Source organism: Methylotenera sp., from assembly GCF_029945705.1.
GTDB lineage: Bacteria > Pseudomonadota > Gammaproteobacteria > Burkholderiales > Methylophilaceae > Methylotenera.
The window spans coordinates 93,389-111,840 of record NZ_JAQSDC010000036.1; the positions used below are offsets into that span (position 1 = coordinate 93,389).

The 18,452-nt window shown below is 42.3% G+C and carries 15 protein-coding genes; 3 read left to right on the forward strand and 12 right to left on the reverse strand.

Features of this window, described 5'->3' with window-relative positions:
* Positions 1 to 251 precede the first annotated feature (251 nt).
* A complete protein-coding gene (locus tag PSU78_RS06965; protein WP_300386237.1) occupies positions 252 to 416 on the forward strand; it encodes a hypothetical protein in 165 nt (54 codons plus the stop codon).
* Here PSU78_RS06965 and PSU78_RS06970 read toward each other — a convergent pair.
* From PSU78_RS06970 to PSU78_RS06995, 6 genes are all read right to left on the reverse strand, one after another.
* Positions 413 to 1,054, reverse strand: a complete 642-nt coding sequence (locus tag PSU78_RS06970; protein ID WP_300386240.1) for a Fic family protein — start codon at positions 1,052 to 1,054, stop codon at positions 413 to 415. The two genes, PSU78_RS06965 and PSU78_RS06970, sit on opposite strands and share 4 nt — an antisense overlap.
* A 22-nt stretch (positions 1,055 to 1,076) precedes the next feature.
* Positions 1,077 to 4,658, reverse strand: a complete 3,582-nt coding sequence (locus PSU78_RS06975; RefSeq protein ID WP_300386243.1) for a TaqI-like C-terminal specificity domain-containing protein — start codon at positions 4,656 to 4,658, stop codon at positions 1,077 to 1,079.
* A gap of 141 nt (positions 4,659 to 4,799) precedes the next feature.
* Positions 4,800 to 6,311, reverse strand: a complete 1,512-nt coding sequence (gene gndA / locus PSU78_RS06980) for an NADP-dependent phosphogluconate dehydrogenase (RefSeq protein WP_300386246.1) — start codon at positions 6,309 to 6,311, stop codon at positions 4,800 to 4,802.
* A gap of 182 nt (positions 6,312 to 6,493) precedes the next feature.
* Positions 6,494 to 6,712, reverse strand: a complete 219-nt coding sequence (locus PSU78_RS06985) for a hypothetical protein (protein WP_300386249.1) — start codon at positions 6,710 to 6,712, stop codon at positions 6,494 to 6,496.
* Between the two features lie 107 nt (positions 6,713 to 6,819).
* Positions 6,820 to 7,179: a hypothetical protein gene (locus PSU78_RS06990; RefSeq protein WP_300386252.1), complete on the reverse strand. Its 360-nt coding sequence runs from the start codon at positions 7,177 to 7,179 to the stop codon at positions 6,820 to 6,822.
* A gap of 91 nt (positions 7,180 to 7,270) precedes the next feature.
* The gene (locus PSU78_RS06995; RefSeq protein WP_300386254.1) at positions 7,271 to 8,263 is read right to left on the reverse strand and encodes an L-threonylcarbamoyladenylate synthase; all 993 of its coding nucleotides are present in this window, start codon (positions 8,261 to 8,263) and stop codon (positions 7,271 to 7,273) included.
* Positions 8,264 to 8,375: 112 nt separating this feature from the next.
* Between PSU78_RS06995 and PSU78_RS07000 the strand changes: the two genes are divergently transcribed.
* A complete protein-coding gene (locus tag PSU78_RS07000) occupies positions 8,376 to 8,717 on the forward strand; it encodes a cupin domain-containing protein (protein WP_300386257.1) in 342 nt (113 codons plus the stop codon).
* 1 nt (position 8,718) lies between these two features.
* On the opposite strand, the gene alkB is transcribed toward PSU78_RS07000, so the two are convergent.
* Positions 8,719 to 9,357: a DNA oxidative demethylase AlkB gene (alkB, locus tag PSU78_RS07005; RefSeq protein WP_300386261.1), complete on the reverse strand. Its 639-nt coding sequence runs from the start codon at positions 9,355 to 9,357 to the stop codon at positions 8,719 to 8,721.
* A gap of 383 nt (positions 9,358 to 9,740) precedes the next feature.
* Here alkB and PSU78_RS07010 point away from each other — a divergent pair, with 383 nt between their 5' ends.
* Positions 9,741 to 11,162 carry a sensor domain-containing diguanylate cyclase gene (locus tag PSU78_RS07010; protein ID WP_300386264.1) on the forward strand — a complete coding sequence of 474 codons (1,422 nt, stop codon included), beginning with the start codon at positions 9,741 to 9,743 and terminating at the stop codon, positions 11,160 to 11,162.
* 67 nt (positions 11,163 to 11,229) lie between these two features.
* Here the strand turns inward: PSU78_RS07010 and PSU78_RS07015 are convergent, their stop codons facing one another.
* The 5 genes from PSU78_RS07015 to PSU78_RS07035 form a co-directional block, all read right to left on the reverse strand.
* Positions 11,230 to 12,258 (reverse strand): serine protease, encoded by a 1,029-nt coding sequence (locus PSU78_RS07015; protein ID WP_300386267.1) that lies wholly within the window; start codon positions 12,256 to 12,258, stop codon positions 11,230 to 11,232.
* Between the two features lie 99 nt (positions 12,259 to 12,357).
* Complete coding sequence (locus tag PSU78_RS07020; protein ID WP_300386270.1) at positions 12,358 to 15,075, reverse strand: nitrate reductase; 2,718 nt, start codon at positions 15,073 to 15,075, stop codon at positions 12,358 to 12,360.
* A 50-nt stretch (positions 15,076 to 15,125) separates the two neighbouring features.
* A complete protein-coding gene (gene nirD, locus PSU78_RS07025) occupies positions 15,126 to 15,455 on the reverse strand; it encodes a nitrite reductase small subunit NirD (protein ID WP_300386273.1) in 330 nt (109 codons plus the stop codon).
* Between the two features lie 23 nt (positions 15,456 to 15,478).
* Positions 15,479 to 17,173, reverse strand: coding sequence for a bifunctional protein-serine/threonine kinase/phosphatase (locus PSU78_RS07030; RefSeq protein ID WP_300386276.1), 1,695 nt, complete (start codon positions 17,171 to 17,173; stop codon positions 15,479 to 15,481).
* Between the two features lie 32 nt (positions 17,174 to 17,205).
* On the reverse strand, positions 17,206 to 18,411 hold the full coding sequence (locus PSU78_RS07035; protein ID WP_300386279.1) for a NarK/NasA family nitrate transporter: 1,206 nt from the start codon (positions 18,409 to 18,411) through the stop codon (positions 17,206 to 17,208).
* Positions 18,412 to 18,452 lie beyond the last annotated feature (41 nt).

Sequence of the window (18,452 nt, forward strand, 5' to 3'; positions counted from 1 at the left end):
TAAAGCCTTTAAAAGGCACTGCCCTGCAAGCCAATATCCATGCGGCTTTCGCATTCGACTTAGTGCTTCAGCACTTAGCAAAAATGGTGATGCCAAGAACCGGTTCAGGGCAGTGCCTTTTTGTTTGCAGCTAAGTAGGGCGTCATAGCGTAGTGTATTGCGCCGAATGACAGAAGCCTCTAAAGCGAGGGGTAAAGAGCTATTCCGCCCTATATGTTGAAATTATGATTAACCAAGCCTATACTACATTTATGCTTAAAAATTCTTTATTGTCTCAAAACCCATATCTTGCTAATGCAAAAGTATTTGAGCAGGCTTTGCGTGTTAATGTGCTTTCATCTATGGCCATTGAAGGTGTTAAAAAGCCTGCTGAAAAAGCACTTGCGACACCTAGCCTTAAAATAGCAAAGCGCTAACGCTCTCGCTCGCTTCGTGCGACTACTTTTTTGAAAACATTTTTCATCGGTTCGTAATCTCTACTCATGCTTAATTGCACCGCTTGAAAATAAGCTTGTTTTTCTTTACCTGTAATCCCCGAAAAATCCAGCAACGGCAAACCTGCTTGCAAGGCCATTAAAGTAGCCAGTAAGCGAGATGTACGTCCGTTACCTTCTCTAAAAGGGTGAATGAGTACCAGCTCACAATGCGTCACCGCTAATGCTTCGATAATTTCATCACGGCTATTAAAATTACAGGGGGTATATTTTGCTAATACATCACGTTCAAATTCCGCCATTAAGCGCGTGACTTGTGCTGCCATCGCAAAATTAAAATTACCCTTGCTAATATTCACCTGCCTATGCTGGCCTGCCCATGCGTAAATTGTGCCTAGCCAATGTTGATGAAGGTCGTTTATATCTTGCGCTGTAAATCTAAGCTCGGCAGAATAATTTTGAATCGCCCACATAGTGACTTTAAAAAGATTGGTTGCTTCAAGCGCATCCATTTCACGTTTACGCTTAATATTAGCTAAGTTTTTAAGCACTCGCCCATGTGAGCCAGCTTGAAACTGCGTTTCAATTAAACCATCCGTGCTGTAACGTGTGCTATTCATATTTTGTAATATCCGTTACCAGTCACGAGCCCTCAATCAGCTTAATTTCATCGTCACTCATGCCATAAAGCGCATACACCATGGCGTCTAGCTCAGCTTCAAGCACGCTGGTGTCTTGGTTATTTTGTCTAGCTAAAATAATTGAATCTATTTTATCAACAAAAGGCTTCTGGTTTTCTGCCTCTTTTATTGGTAACCTAGCAAGATTTTCTTTTTTCACCTCAGCCAAAGCCTCACCTTTCTCAGGGTTTAGCAAACTGTGATAGTAATCAATTAGTTTGGAGTTAAGTAATGCCAACAAATACCTTAACTCTAATTTACTACTGCCAGCCGTGATTACATGCAAGTTATTCATACAAACAAATTGCTCTTTATCTAAAGCAGCAATGATTGTATCGCCAGTCTGCCTAACAACTACTTTTTCGTTAGCTTCAAAATTAGCACTATATCTAGGTTCTGCTAGCCACTCTCCAAACTTTATCCAACGAGAACCATCCCAGCGAGTTTCGTAACGCGTTATATCTGAACCTCTTAAAAGTTTTTTATACGTATCATCAATCTGAAAAGTCGCATCAAAAACTCTTTTCTCAACGGTCTCTGCCGTTTGCTTCGGCTTACCTTTACCTTTTTGATATGGCTTAAGGCCTACAACAACATTAAATAAATCACCAAGTAATATATTATTTTCTTCAATTTTAGACTTTAGTTCTAAAGTTGGTAATGCCATAAAAATATTTATCGCATCTCCATTCAAATCAGCCCATTTTGATTGAGATGCGGCAATTAGCCGAGACAAATCATCACTAGATGCATAATCTTTTATAGGGATAGAGTTGTTTTTTTCAGTCGTTTTTTTAAGAAAAACTGACACTGTATCAACTACAGCTTCATCAAATACGGATTTTTGATAGCTTGCGATTTCGTGTATGTATGTTTGAGAAATAATGAATTCTCTAATTTTCCTCAACTTGAGGTTTGTTAGCCAAGTATTAGGGATTATGTAGCTTAAAAAAGCATTTTGCTTTAATAACTCAACACTTCTCTCTATAAATAGCAAATATGTATCTAATTGATAATCTTGATGTTTGTAATAGTTTAGATAAAAAGCCTTATCGTTTTCACCTAAGTGCGCACCGTAAGGCGGATTACCAATCACCACATCAAAACCCACAAAGTCACCTTGTTCATTGAGCACTTCAGGGAACTCAAAGCGCCATTCAAAGGCGTTTTGGTAAATAGCGCCGCTTTCAATTTCTTGCTTTTTAATGAGTGCTGTTTTTACTTCTTTTAGCTTGGCATCTTGGCTTTTTTCATTGGTGGCTATGGCAAACATTTCGGCTTGTTTGCCTCTTAAGCCGAGGTCTATAAACGCCATCATTTCTAACTCTTTGCTTAAGCCATCAAAGCTAAATTGCTTTACGTATTCTGTTAGCTTGATATTGAGTGCTTTAGTGACGGCGTGCCCACTTTTAAGCTTTTCTTGAAACTTGGCTTTCATGGCATCAATGCTTTGTAACACATCGTGCTTGCTGCCAATATTTTCTTTATATTGTGTTACTTTTTGTTTGTAATCTTGAATCTCGGCTTTGATGGTTTTGCTGTCTAAGTCATCTGTTAAACCAAAGCGGCTAATTAAGCTGTTGCCACATTTAATATTAATGTCGATATTTGGCAAGGTGTCTAGCTGGCCATCATCTTTATAGTAGGCATTTTTGAGTAGTTCTATCCAAAGCCTTAGCCTGCAAATATTGACTGAGTTTGGGTTAATGTCCACACCAAACAGGCAGTTTTCAATGAGTAGTTGTTTTTCTTTAAACAGGGTTTTTTGAATACGGGTTTTTTCGGTGTGGTTCTTTTTATATTCAAATAGCTCGCCTTCTGGGCTTTTGATAATTAACTCGTCGTTTTCTATGCTTAAGCTGTAGTCTTTAATACGCTTGCCGTCTTCGCTCACCAGCACGCCAAGCTCGCTTTTAATACGCAGCATTTCATTGAGTGCAGAAACTAAAAAGTGACCGCTACCCACGGCTGGGTCACAAATTTTAATGCTGTTAATCAGCGTATTGGCTTCTGTTATCTCTAAGTCTTTATTATGTAAATCGGTGAGCGTTTTACATTGCCAGCCTTTTGCCGCATTGAATTTATCAATAATGGTTTTGGTAATGGTTTCGCGCGCCATGTACATGGTAATAAAGCTTGGCGTGTAAAAGCTACCGTCTTTATAGCCGTTAATTTTTTCAAATATTAAACCGAGTACCGAGGCGCTAATGAGCGATTTTGATTGGCTCACCAGCTCTTCATCGCTGTCATTGGCAAAATCAAAAGCATCTAAAAAAGCCAATAAGTAAGGCAGCGTGCTCACTTTGCCTGTTTTGCGTTGGTTGTTGCTGTCTTTCACTACGGTTTTGGCGTAATAATCTATGGTGACGTTATCGACTAAGTTAGAAACCTTAATGCCGCTGTTTTCATCTGGGTGCACTTCAAAAAGCGAGCTGTTAAGGTAAGGGATATGGTCAAACTCACGCACGTAGCGTTTATCTATGGGCTTGGCGAGCACTTCAAAAAATAGGGTTTCGAGCGCATCGTATTGGTCTAGCGTGTTGGGGTTTAAAAACTTGTGGTCTTTATTGCCTGTCCATTTCACAATTTGTGATTCAAGCAATTTTAAAAATAGAATACGATTTACCCAAATAATAATGAGCTTAATCACTGCCTCAAAGTCATTTGGTTTGTTGTATTGCGCAAGTTTGTGGCTAATGTTTTCATACAGCGTGCCATTTTGCGGGTTTTTGGCGCGGCCGATGATTTTCTTACCGCCATCTTTGCTTTCTTCTAGCCCTAAAATATAAAGCAATTCGGTATAAAAATCGCGGTTTAAGCTGTTGGCATCGTTTGGGTTAAATTCTTTGAGTAAGCAATCAGCGCTTAATAGTTTGTAAATGGCGGTGAGTTCTTTTTCATTGGCTGGCAGCTGAACATTAAAGTGCGCACATTCTATTTCTTCAGGGTCTAGTAAGTCTTTTTTAAGCTTGGGTAGTTCGCGCTCAAGTGCTTGGTAAAACTCTGCTGTGGTGTCGCCTAATAACGATTTGCTGGTGTGCGCATCGTATAACTTTTTTACGGTGGAGTTACGCCAAAATAATCGGTCAAAATCTTTAGCGTCAAATACAAACCAGTTATTAAAGTCGGTCACAATAATATGAAAAAGTGCTTTATTGTCTTTTGCGCGCTCATTCATAAAATACATAATAGCTTGCTGAAATGACTTTCTGTTTAAGTCTTGTTCCACAATCATGTCGGTACTATTAGGCATTTTTGCTTCAATAATTACCGAAGGTTTTAGGTTTTGCATCACCGCTAAGTCAATGCTGATTTGCCCCTTTTGACTATATGGTTCACTTTTGTAGCCAAAACTATCTAAAAATGGCTTGAGTGCGCTAGCAACAATGTTAGGCTCGGTTTGATTGGTGCTTATTTGGTCGGCAAGAGATTTTTTATAGTGCTCTAATGCCTGTTTAAAAGCGTTAAACTTGTCAGCATCTAACGCTTTGCGAGATAGAAGTGGGTTGATGAAGTTTCTAGGCTTTTGTTTATTTAACTTCATTGAATGTTTAATTTAATTGATGTTATTCGAATAATTGATTATCTACACAAGAAGCTGATTAGGCAAGATAACAGTTGCAACTACAAAATTAAAAAGCCCGCTTTCGCGGGCTTTTTAATTTCAAATCTTAGCTTCTAACTATTAGATTTCTAATTGTGGACGACCTGCTTCTGGCCAATCCAAGTGGAAGAACTCACCACGTGGTTTGTCAGTACGCTCATAAGTATGCGCACCGAAGTAGTCACGTTGACCTTGTAGCAAGTTAGCTGGCAACACGGCACTGCGGTAACCATCATAATATGCCATAGCCGCTGCAAAACCTTGCGCTGGAATACCGTTTGTGACTGCCAAGGCAATCACTTTACGCCAACCTTCTTGACCATCGTTCATGGCTTGCGTGAAGTATGGATCTAGCATCAAGTTTTTCAAGCGTGAGTTCAATGCGTAAGCATCAGTGATTTTTTGCAAGAAACGTGCGCGGATAATACAACCACCGCGCCAGATTTGAGCGATTTCACCGAAGTTCAATTTCCAGTTGTAAGCTACTTGTGCTTTATCAATCAATTGGAAACCTTGCGCGTAAGCACAGATTTTTGAGCAATATAAAGCGTTTTTAATCGCTTCGATAATGGCTTTTTTGTCGCCTTCAACTTTAATTTCTGGGCCTTTTAAGATTTTGCTAGCTTCAACACGCTCTTCTTTTAAGCTTGAAAGTGCGCGTGCATAAACTGCCGCAGCAATCGCGTTAGCTGGTGCGCCTAATTCAAGCGCGTTCGCTGCAGTCCATTGACCTGTACCTTTTTGACCAGCAGTATCTAGAATCTTGTCTACCAAGAAGCCAGGACCCATTGGGTCTTTTTGTTGCAGAATATCAGCGGTAATTTCAATCAAGAAGCTTGATAACTCGCCTTTGTTCCACTCTTCAAATACTTTACCGATTTCATTTGCTGGCATGCCAAGCAAGTTTTTCATCAACCAGTAAGCTTCGCAAATCAATTGCATGTCGATATATTCAATACCGTTGTGCACCATTTTTACATAATGACCAGCACCATCTGGGCCAATGTATTCAGCACAAGCAAAACCGCCAACCACTGGCTTACCTGGTGTTCCACCTTCCATAGGCTCGCCTGTTTTAGCGTCTACTTTAGCAGCGATGTCGCGCCAAATTGGCTCTAAACTCGCCCATGCTTTACGTGTACCTGATGGCATTAATGAAGGGCCGAAACGTGCGCCAGTTTCACCACCTGAAACGCCAGAACCGATGAAGTCGATGCCTTTAACAGCTAATTCTTTTTCACGGCGGATAGTATCTGTCCACAATGAGTTACCACCGTCAATAATGATGTCGCCTTGCTCTAAGAAAGGTAATAAAGCATTAATCGTAACGTCTGTTGCGCTTCCAGCTTTAACTAACAAAATGATTTTACGTGGGCGTTTGATGCTTAAAACAAATGAAGCTAAATCAGCATGACCTACAACACGTTCGTGTGATGGCTCATTCTTTTTACATTCTTCAATGAAGTTCACCATTTTTTTAGAATCACGGTTATAAACCGCAATGGTATAGCCATGATCGGCAATATTCAGAGCCAAGTTTTGGCCCATAACAGCTAGGCCAACTAGGCCAATATCAGCATTTTGTGTAGACATTTATCTTCTCTTTTGGAGTTGTTTAATGGAAAGGGTGTTTTTGTACGCGAGATTATAAAACTTTTAGCGAATTAAATCGTTATAAATTCGCATAATTAGTGCTTTATTTTGCTTTTTTCGAGCGTTTATTGGAAAAATATTTGAGTTGCCTTTGACGCTAGACAATAGTGGTGAATTTACACCTAGAAATCACTACTTCGTCCTGAAGAGTAGCCTTGTGGCACATCGTTTTGTAGCTCTCCGCATTGCGCGCAACGATGATCATGCATGGTTGGACTTAATATCAAGTCTGCACTGCCGCAGAACTTGCAGTGTTTAGCCGTTTCTACTGGCGCCTTATGATGTGTTTCATGGTGTTCGGTAGCCACTTTAGTGCTACCCAAACCGTACTTATTATCCATGGTGAAACCTCCATAGTTAATACCGCAGTTAATACAAGAGTTCAATGTTGAACCGTTAAATTACGCCCTTTTACTGCTATAGGCAAGGGCTAAATAGTATCGCCAACTTACTTTTTGACTGGTGGCTTGCAGCCAGTATAAGCGATTTTCTCACCATCATTTAAGGTCGTTGTATCACCGTTAATCAACAGCGTAATATTGCCGCTAGTAAAGCGATTACTATTGTCCGTAGATTTAGCTAAATTCACTTCATGATCAGGGTAAATCAACCAAGCATCATTACCGTTATTTAGCATACGCACATAAAATTGCTTACCTTCTTCACATTGATAGGCGATTGCATTTTGTGGCGTGCGTGATTGCACCTGCACACTAGTACTAAACGGATTAAGGTTAAAAGAACTACATGACGGCTGCATTGCTATTAAACTTGCCAAGATAATCCATTGATTTAATTTTTTTGTCATACTTTGAATCCTTAAATTTATAACGCTTGATGCAAACCTAAATCATACATGCGCTTGCCATGTATGCATAAGCTAACTATTTTTATTAAACTCATATCTCTTTATTAAAGCCAGCGCGGCTTAATCTATCCAACACCGCCGCCCAAGACGGACTATCTGGCGGCAGTTCAACTAACAATCTATCCACTTTTAAGGCATCAAGTTGATGTAAAGCGCCATATAACTTCTCGGCCACTTCTGCTGGTTGATTAGATAACTGAGCAGTATGACAGCGAGGCTTATTGCCATCGCCCATTAACAAGGCAGCACAAGTTTTGCCTGTGTTTATTAATTGCTCAGAGGTCTCAAGTAAAGCGGCCCTATCTTTAAATAGTAATAATGGTGTGCGTGGGGAGTAGTGCAATGCATGCTGACCTGGGGCTTTCGGAGTTAAAGTTTTCGCATTTGCCTTATTCATAGCGTATTCACTTACCGTTTTCCGCTGCGGCTTGCCTACTACTTTAGCAATATCGGCCTCGCTAATCATTCCAGGGCGTAGTAGTTGCCACTCCCCATCAGTTGCGACACTCACTATAGTTGACTCAATGCCCACTTGGCAGGCACCGCCATCTAACACTGGAATACTCGCACCTAATCCCGCTTCAACGTGAGCCGCCGTAGTTGGGCTAAGTTGGGTAAATAAATTAGCCGATGGCGCGGCAACGCTTAACTTGCTTAATCTTAGCAGTTCTAAAGCTACAGGATGATTTGGTACACGTAAGGCAATAGTTGGCTCGCCGCCACGCACCACACGTGAAACATGATTTTTCGCTGGCAGTATTAAGGTAAGGGCACCAGGCCAAAAGGCTCTGGCTAGTTTAACTGCAACTTCTGGGAATTCTGCAGCCCACTCGTTAACTTGACTTATATCGGCAATATGTACGATTAGCGGATGGTCAGCAGGGCGCTGCTTTGTTGTAAAGATTTTCTGCAACGCAATATCATTTGTCGCGTCTGCCGCTAAGCCGTAAACCGTTTCGGTAGGAATCGCCACAACTTCGCCATTTTGAAGCCTTGCTGCGGCTTCTTGTAAACTAATGCGCATATAAAAATAATTGCTGATACAAAACGACTATTTTACTACTTATGTCACTTAACAATCATCATTTGCCTGCGATACGTTAAAATAGCGCATCTCTATTCATTAAGAACCCATCATGAAACAAACGCCAGTAAAAGAAATCACCGTTGAACATAATCCAGCACAATCAAAACTTGATACGCTTAACGTGAGTAAATGGCCAACATGGCAAAAAGAGGTTTCTACTTTTCCATGGGCATTCCCAGAGCAAGAAATTGCTTATATTTTAGAAGGTGAGTGCGTTGTGACGACTTGCTGCGGCACCACTGTTACGTTTGGTAAGGGTGATTTGGTGACTTTTCCAGCTGGCATGAAAATCACTTGGGAAGTAAAACAAGCACTGCATAAACATTATCAATTAGATGGCAACATTGTTACCCAAACATTTAAACGCATTAAAGCGGCGTTAAAACTATAACTTAACCTGCTTTTCGAAAAGTAAGGTTATACCGATACGCACCCAAAATAGGGTGCGTATTCATTTTCAGTGGTGCTATAGCGTGAAAATTAAGGCGTGATTCACCGCCCCACACAATAACATCACCATGCACTAAGGGGATTCTGAGAGTTTTATCCGTTCGAGCTAAGCCGCCAAATTTAAATACCGCGGGTATTCCCAATGAAACGCTCACGATAGGCTGATTAAAATCCAACTCATTTTTATCCTGATGCAAACCCATGCTGGCACCAACTTGATACTGATTGATTAAACATGCATCGGGTTGAAAATTATCAAATCCAGCTTCAGCCGCTGCCAAAACCGCAAGTTGCTGAAAACTAACTGGCATCAATGGCCAAGGCTTATTATTGGCTGGGTCTTTCATATCATAGCGGTAACCTTGGCGGTCACTCACCCAGCCTAGCGCGCCACAATTGGTCATAGCCGCAGACATTGCAAAACCCATTTTTGTCATCATGAAACGTAACGGCGCTTGGCTGACAAGCTCTGCCAAATCCATCAATAGCGACTGTTCGTTCGCTAATGCGTAACTTTTTAGCAAATAAGCATCTTTAACTATTTCCAGCTTGTTTGGCTGTATATTCGCAAATAAATCCATTCAAACTTCCTTTACTTAGGCATTGAGCGCATTTACAGAGCCGCTTTTATCTAAGTCAACTTATTGAGTATATTAAGATGTTAGCGAGAAAGTTAAGGGCAAGTTGACTAGCGCTTGATTGACTCACCCTAAATTAATTCGCAAAACTGCCGAAATAATGCTATACATACATAAAATTTAAACCATTATTTGAAATTGTTTAAATTAAATCACCGCCATTATCCCTACCGCCAAGCCATTTCCTCTAATGTTGGGAGTGGAATAGAGCATATTAATAGTAATAAACGCGATAAATGATATAGGCACTAACAGCAGAAGTTAGTAAAAATTTAAACTACAGATTTAAACCACACTAGTGATGACTTTGTTTTTGGAATTTAATCATGTCAATATTACTTAATACAAGCAATTTGCTGCCACATGGTTACTGCATTAACTGGTCGCCTACTCTTTTATGGCTGTATGTGGCGTCTGATGCCGCGATTGTGTTAGCTTACTACTCAATACCTTTAACTTTAACGTACTTTGTTTGGCAAAGAAAAGACTTACAATTTCGTGGGATTTTTTTGCTATTTAGCACATTTATTCTTTCTTGCGGCACTACTCACTTACTCGACATTATCATTTTTTGGAATCCCATTTACTGGCTAGACGCGGGCATGAAAGCCTTCACAGCCACGATTTCAGTGATTACAGCGATAGCCCTAGTCTATATTACGCCTCAGGCATTAAAGTTACCCTCTCCTTCTCAATACGATAAAGAGGTCTATGACCGTTTACAAGCGTATGAGGCACTAAAAGAGGCTCAAGCATCACTGATTGAAGTCGATGAATATAAAAAATCTGAAGTTGCGTTGCATGCGAGTGAGCAAAGACTGCAATTAGTATTAAAAGCCAGCCAACTTGGATTTTGGGATTGGGACATCAAGAATAATATTGTGACTAGAAATGAGCGTTGGGCAGAGATGCTAGGCTATCAATTGAGTGATATTGAATTTTCAGTCAAGCAATGGGAGGATTTTATTCACCCTGACGATAGGAAAATAGCATGGCAATCAATCCAAGACAATATTGAAGGCCGTTCAGCAACACATGCGCTTGAATACCGTATGCGCACAAAAAATGGTGAATACAAGTGGATACTTGATCAAGCGCAAGTGGTATCAAGGGATGTTAATAACAAAGCGACTCGCATGTGCGGAACGCATACAGACATTACCGAACGTAAAAACATGGAAGAGCAAGTGCGCAACTTTGCTTTTTATGACGCGCTTACCCAATTGCCTAACCGACGCCTCTTAGGCGACAGGTTAACCAAAGCCATCTCTACCAGCAAGCGAAGTGGATATTATGGTGCACTGATGTTTCTCGATCTAGATAACTTTAAGCCAATTAATGACGCGCATGGACATCATGCTGGCGATTTACTATTAATTGAAGCGGCCAGTCGCTTAACAGGCTGTATTAGAGAGGTTGATACGGTTGCACGCCTTGGTGGCGATGAGTTCGTATTGATATTGAATGAGTTAAGCCTAGATAAAGCAGAATCCATTTCAGAGACTAAGTTGGTCGCTGAAAAAATACTAGACGTATTATCTAAGCCATACTTGCTAATAGAAACGCATGTTGGGCAAAAGGATAAGGTCATCGAGCATCACTGCACTGCCAGCATTGGCGCTGTTGTATTCATTAAGGATCAAGCCAGCGAGGCTGACCTCATGAGCTGGGCAGATGCTGCCATGTATACAGCCAAGGACGAAGGTCGGAATTTAATTCGATTCCATGGTGACTCTGCAATCCTTTAATACATTTACTCTCTAAAATTTGCTTAGAATTAATGCACTTAAACTGCGCTGAAATAGACTAAGCTATTTATTTTTCGCTTTTTTCTACCGTATTCAGTTGCTCAAGTGTATTCTCATCTAGTGCGCTCAGCATACCACTCCAGTCTTTCAGTTCAGCCAATGCGCCTTGTTCTTTGGCAATTTTAGCAAGTGCTAAAACGCTAGAAGTATGGTGTGGATTTAGTACTAAAACTCGTTTAAATTCCGCTTTAGCTTGCTCTACTGCGCCTAGATTATATTGCGCGAGTGCATCATAATAAATCGCTTCAGGCTCAGTTGGCTCATGCTGTTGCCATTCGTTAGCAACCACCAGCAAATCTTGCCATTTACCTGCTTGCATCGGCAGCACTACTTGCATCCAATATGGGCGTTTTTCAAGCGGTGCATCCCAAAAGGCTGGCTCTGTTTGAATCACTTTATCGGTCTCAGGTAATGCCATGGCAGCTTTAATCCATTTAGCAGGCACATTGTAGTAATAGGCATTTGCACCGGGACTTTTAACGGTATTTAAGCCAATTAACTTGCCTTGGTCATTAAACAGCGGACTACCACTTGCCCCCATTTGGAACGAGGCTGATGTACGAATTACATAACTATCGTCCATGGCGTATAAGGCTTTAATCTTACCCACGGTGGTGAGTGGCTTGGCTGCACCACCTGGGAAACCAACTGAAAAGGTTGAAGCTTCATAAACGAGCGGGTTATCATCAGCAAAAGTCGCTGGTTTTAGGGGTAGAAATTGAAAACGAAGTATACATACATCGTGCTTCCAATCGGCTCTAACTGCTTCAGGGATATATGTCTCACCCATGGCAGTCACATTGCTACCCAAAGAATCGGCTAAAACATGGCAATTGGTTGCCACTAAATTTTCCGCCACCACCACACCCGAGCCACTGCCTTGCCTGCCTGTTTTAGTGACGGTATGCACCTTAACAATCGTACCCTTGAGATTGTAGACCAACTCTGGAGATGGCTCTGCCGATGCGACTTGAATCACGATGAGCTGACTCATCATCATGGGAAGTAATAATTTACTTAAGAATTGAAATCTCATCTTTTAGCCTTGTTATTGGATTAACAAGAATAATGGATTGTAAAACTGAGAGTTGGTTCCAGTATTTATTGTCAGGCTTACTCAGCAGTTTTTAAGAGACTATGAATGCTTACTGTGAAGTGTGACCAAGCGTTTAAGCTCAGGTACGCAAGAGCCGCACTCTGTACCGCATTTCAGTTTATTTTGTAGAGTAATTAAATCTGCACCCAGTTGGATAGTTTCGATAATATCGTTTTCTGCGACATCTAAACAATTGCAGATAATCTTGCCGCGGCTGCGTTGTCCTGCTGGTGGAGTGCTGAGTGGCGCTAGCGCCCAGCGACGAAGTTCTGCGGTGAACTCACCAGCAGTCATCACCTCTTTCAACCAATCGGTAGCTAGCGTTTCACCTACTAAACGCACGCCTGTGACTTCTGGCTTACCGCTATCACTATTGACTAAAATACGTTTACTGATGCCACGTTTTGCATCTTGATAGTTGAGTAATGGCATATCATCTGTCATCGCTAGTATTTGGTCAATTTGTGCTATCAATGCATTATCTGGCGCTTGTGTGTGGGCTGCACGTAAAATCAGCATGCCAACATGACGTTCAGTTTTGCGGCCAAATAAGCCACAAGTAGCGTAATCAAAATGTACTAATAAACCACGTACTTTTTCTAACATCTCTAAGTTTTGAATGGTGCGCATCACAGTCATTCGCCATGGTAACTCTAGCTTTTCAATTTTGATGGCCGTGTGCTTCAGCTCTGGCTGTTTTGAGGTTTTATCAAAAGTCGGCGGCATTAAAGCATTCACGCCCAAGCCGTGCATAAACTGACTGCCCCAATGCATCGCTATAAAAGTTTGTGACGCTTGCACTTCATCAGACAACTGCGCAGCCAACACTAAACTGCCACGCTTATTGCTGACTTTGACGATGTCGCCATTTTTGATTGAGCGGCGCATCATGTCATCTGCGCTCATCTGAATTACTGGCTCTTCGGCATGGTTAAATAATTGTGCCACTGTACCCGTGCGGCTCATACCGTGCCATTGGTCACGCAAACGGCCTGTGAGTAAATGCAGCGGATTGCGCGCATCTGTTTTATCTGCGGTGCCTTTGTAGATAGTATTCATAAATTGCGCTTTACCGTCTGGTTTCTGAAACACGCCATCGGTGTATAAACGTGCTGCGCCAGTTGTATCACCCGTTTTAAACGGCCATTGTTGTGGGCCTTGCTCGTTAAGCAAACTGTAGCTTAAACCAGTAATATCCAAATCTCGACCACGTGTGGTTTCACGGTGTTCGTTAAAGATTTCTTCTGTCGTTGTATATGGAAATAAGTTGGAGTTTTTAGCTAAACGCTTTTCTAAACGTTGCGCAAAATCTACGATAATCGCCCAATCATGGCGCGCTTCAGCAGGCGTTGAAACAGCCGGATTCACGCGGGTAATACGTCGTTCAGTGTTGGTGACTGAGCCTTCTTTTTCACCCCATGTGCTGGCAGGCAGTAATACATCTGCATATTGGTTGGTGTCGATGTTGTTGTAAGCATCTTGCACCACCACCAACTCAGCATTTTGTAAGGCTGCAATCACGTTATTCACATCTGGCATAGAGTGCGCTGGATTAGTACAGGCAATCCAGATGGCTTTAATGCTGCCCTCTTTCACAGCATCAAACATCTCGACTGCCGTTTTACCTGGTGTTGCAGGTACGCTATCTACACCCCAGAGTGTAGCAACTTCTGCGCGGTGTTCTGGGTTAGCTAAATCGCGATGCGCAGATAATAAATTCGCCATGCCGCCGACTTCACGGCCGCCCATAGCATTTGGCTGACCTGTCAGTGAAAACGGTCCAGCGCCTAATTTACCGATTTGCCCAGTGGCTAAATGCAAGTTAATTAAGGCGGCGTTTTTATCTGTCCCGTGGATGCTTTGATTCAAGCCCATACAGTACATAGAAAGGCTTGGACCTTTGCCAAACCACTTTGCCGCCGTGATAATGTCAGCTTCTTTAATGCCGCAAATATCTGCCACCATTTTTGGCGTGTATTCACGCACGGTATCTTTTAACGCATCAAAACCGTTGGTGTGCGCTTGGATATAAGCCATATCCAGCAAGCCTTCCCATAGCAATACATGCAGCATGCCGTTATACAAGGCAACGTCTGTGCCTGGCAAAATGGCGAGATGTAAATCTGCCGCTTGCGCAGTATCGGTGCGACGCGGATCGACCACGACAATTTTTAGATTTGGATTATTTTTCTTAGCATCTTCAATGCGGCGGAAAATAATAGGGTGCGCAAACGCGGTATTTGAACCCGTGATAAATAAGCACTCGGCAGAGTCAATATCTTCGTAACAAGCTGGTGGGGCATCCGAACCCAGCGTAGCTTTGTAGCCCGTTACTGCAGAACTCATGCAAAGGCGTGAATTCGTATCGACGTTATTGGTACCAATCAAACCCTTAGCGAGCTTGTTGAACACATAATAATCTTCAGTTAACAACTGGCCTGATATATAAAAAGCCACGGAGTCTGGGCCGTGCTTCTCTATAGTTTGCGCAAATTGTTCGGTTAAATAATCAAGCGACTCGTCCCAAGAAACACGTTTGCGCGTGGCTTCACGCGTTAAACGCATTTCAGGGTACAGCAAGCGGTTATCAAGCTTGGCAGTAAGATGGAGCGTAGAACCTTTAGTACATAAACGCCCAAAGTTGGCAGGGTGATCAGGGTCACCTTTAATGCCAATAATCTTGTCATTTTGGCTAGAGATAATGACACCGCAGCCAACGCCGCAGTAACAACAAGTTGATTTGGTTTCTTTAATCACTTTTAGCTGAACTTTAGTTTGGTTCTTTTAGAATTTGGTACTTGATTAGACTAGCTTTTTAATTTTAGGTACACGACGCCATCTTCAACTTTGGTTTTAAAACAGGCGGTTTCACCCACATCTGGCTCATCTGCTTTGCCGTCAACTAAACTGATTTTCCAGCTATGCAGTGGACAAGCAATTTTATCGCCATAAACGATACCTTCTGACAACGGCCCGCCTTTGTGTGGGCAACTGTTATTTACGGCCAATATGCGGTCATCTTCTAAACGGAATACACCAATGTCGATGCTGACATTGTCTTTATTGGTGGTGCGCACGACGCGTGCGCCTAATTTTGGAATATCTTCAAATGGTGCTACTTTTACCCAGTTACTCATGATTTTTTAACCTTAATTCAAGCTTACGAAACAACTAATAAATAAATTAACAATAAATTTACAACAAATGAAAGAATAGCAATCCACTGCCATTTAACTAATCTAGCACGTGCGATTAGTGGGGTACGTGCTGGCGCTAAAATCGGCTTTAACTCACCATGTTCAAGCGCTAATAACATTTCTTCTGCTGTTTCAAAGCGCACTTTTAAATCACGCGCGATGGCTTTAAGAATAATATTTTCTAACCAATACGGTATATCTGGCCTATATCTTGTCGGTGAAATGGGCTCACCAAATTTTGGGCGTTGAAATGGCTCAATTTCCCCATGCGGATACTTACGTGTGAGCAAGTAATAGAGTGTGACCCCTGCTGCGTAAATATCACTTTGTACTGTGGCTGGCGTGCCATCAAACAACTCTGGCGCCATAAAGCTTGGCGTGCCAGGATTCTGTGTCATTTCCGTGGCAACAATCATGCTACTTAAGGCTACACCTAAATCCAAAATACGCAATCGTTGATCTGTCGCTTGGTGAATGTTATCTGGCTTAATATCTCTATGTACGATATTGAGCCGATGCAATGCCGCTATACCGCGTAACAAATCAAGCCCGACTTTAGCCACGCCTGCTACCGTGAAGTGATGCCCGCTATCTAAGCGCTGCTGAAGCGTTGAACCTTCATGCCAACTCATCACATAATAAAGTTTGCTACGTTTCTCTGCGGCCACCGGAAATACTTGCGGCACGTATTGAGAAACGACACGCTTTGCCAGCCACTCCTCGTTCAACAAACCATTGCAGCTATCTACATCATTGGCTAATAGCGGCTGCAAGGTTTTTAATACAAAAAGCTGTCGACTATTAAGGTGGCGTACTTTGTATAGCAAACTTGCACGAGATTCATATAAAACCTCGACCACCTCAAAATCATCAATGGTTTCGCCTACCTGCAATTTATTTGGCACAACCAGATGCTTACCATCCGCTAACAACTCTGAAAGAGTCTCTTCGCCAAGTTGCGTAATTCTAGCGGCAACCGCTGTGCTGTTATCGGTACTGCCTTTTTCAATCGCTAACTTAGTCAGTTCGTCGCAAATCATTTGCGGGCTGTCATAAAGCGCCATCGTTTTATGAATATTTTGCTCGCCTAATACATCCCAAACACCATCACTCATCAAAGCAAATACGTCACCAACTTGAAGCGTGCCATCGGCATAATCCACTTCTAAATGCCTATCTAATCCAACCGCACGCTTTAAAACGTGGCGCATCTCAGGTCTATCCCATACATGGTCGGTAGTGAGCTGTTTTAGCTTGCCATCTCGAAGCAAATAAATACGCGTATCACCTACGTGTGCCGAATAATAATGCTGCCCACGCAATACCAATAATGAAAGCGTGGTCGCCATACCCACCATATCGCGGTTTGCATTTGCTTGCGCAATTAACCAACGATTAGCCGCTGTCAGCACTTTATCTAGTGCCACTAGCGGTTCCCAAGTATCTGGCGTGGCATAGTAATCTGACGTCACCGTGCGCATGGTCATTTCAGAGGCTTCACCGCCACCTGCATTACCGCTAACGCCATCCGCCACCGCTAACATTGCGCCTTTAATGCTAAGTTGCGCACTTGCTGGAGTAACCACACCCACGTAATCTTCATTACGTGTGCGCGGACCCGTTAGGCTGGATTGGCCTATTTCGAATTTTAATGACATGGGGTAATTTTACAGCGCTGTAACCACTAAGTTTAAACTTTAGCGGTAGTGACACTGCCCCAAGTCGTTCTCCATCTAGTTTTCACGCCAGCTAAACCGATCATGGCTAACACAGCTAAGCCTGCAAATATCAACAAACCAATTTGGTAATTGCCATGCGTTTGTTTAAAGTAACCTAAACTTGCCGCAAGGTAGAAACCACCTACACCGCCAGCCATACCCACCAAGCCAGTCATCACGCCGATTTCTTTGCGGAAGCGTTGTGGTACCAATTGGAATACGGCGCCATTACCCATGCCTAAAATCGCCATGACAGGAATAATAATCGCAAGTGCTAGTTGATAAGTTGGTTGACCAAAACTCATGATGACTAGCAATACGGCAGCAATGCTATACATAGCTAATAAGGTGCGAACGCCACCGATACGATCAGCCACCATGCCGCCAATTGGGCGAACTAGCGAGCCAGCAAACACACAGGCAGCTGTACAGTAACCTGCTTTAACAGCACCTAAGCTATAAAGATCATTAAAGTAAATAGTGAGTGATGAAGCTAAACCCACAAAGCCGCCAAAAGTCACACTGTAGAAGAACATAAACCACCAAGCGTCTTTGTCTTTCAGAATAGCCACGTATTGGCTTAGTGACTTAGCTGGCGGTGCATCTGGGCTGTCTTTTGCAAAAACGAGGTAAACAAACATCGCAATGCCTAGCGGAATTAAAGCTAAGCCAAATACATTATTCCAGCCATAAGCCACCGCTAGTGTTGGTGCAAATAATGCAGCAAACACCGTGCCTGAGTTACCTGCACCAGCAATACCTAGTGCAGTACCTTGATGCTCTGGCGGATACCAGCGGCTTGCCAGCGGCAAAGCAACGGCAAACGCAGCACCAGCAAAACCCAAACCAATGCCCAGCATTAAAGCTTGCTGAAAGTTTTGTATGCCGTGCAGCCAAGCCACGAGCAAACTCAATATCACAATAATTTGACCAATTAGACCTGCCATTTTTGGTTTGATTTGATCAACCAACACGCCCATCACAATACGCAAGAGTGCGCCAGCCAATACTGGGGTTGCCACCATCAAGCCTTTTTGTGCAGGTGATAAATGTAAATCAGCAGCGATTTGTACCGCTAATGGCCCGAGCAGTACCCACACCATAAAGCTTAAATCAAAGTATAGAAACGCTGAGAACAACGTTGGTTTATGTCCTACTTGCCAAAAACTTTTTTGCATATAACTTCCTTATAGACTTTTAATTAAGTTGATTTAAATTA